The sequence below is a fragment of the Massilia frigida genome (genome assembly GCF_011682175.1).
Lineage (GTDB): Bacteria > Pseudomonadota > Gammaproteobacteria > Burkholderiales > Burkholderiaceae_D > Telluria_A > Telluria_A frigida.
The window spans coordinates 1-342 of record NZ_WHJG01000200.1 but is presented as its reverse complement, the minus strand read 5'-3'; the positions used below and the strand labels follow the sequence as shown (position 1 = coordinate 342).

Genomic DNA, 342 nt, shown 5'->3' with positions numbered 1-342 from the left:
CGGCAGCAGCGGCTTCGTCCGTCGCAGCTTGGTGCTGTTCGTGGTCCTGCAGCGCGGCCAGGTAAGTGGGCAGGTCCATGCCGGCAGCAGCGGCTTCGTCCGTCGCAGCCCGATGCTGTTCGTGGTTCTGCAGCGCGGCCAGGTAAGTGGGCAGGTCCATGCCGGCAGCAGCGGCTTCGTCCGTCGCAGCCCGATGCTGTTCGTGGTCCTGCAGCGCGGCCAGGTAAGTGGGCAGGTCCATGCCGGCAGCAGCAGCTTCGTCCGTCGCAGCCTGGTGCTGTTCGTGGTTCTGCAGCACGGCCAGGTAAGTGGGCAGGTCCATGCCCGCGGCCGCGGCGTCGG

The 342-nt window shown here is 69.0% G+C and carries 1 protein-coding gene; it reads right to left on the bottom strand.

The features are described 5' to 3' along the window. The coding region (locus F2P44_RS34680; RefSeq protein WP_223165163.1) for a hypothetical protein at positions 1-322 on the bottom strand (322 nt) is incomplete at its 3' end. Positions 323-342: the final 20 nt, after the last annotated feature.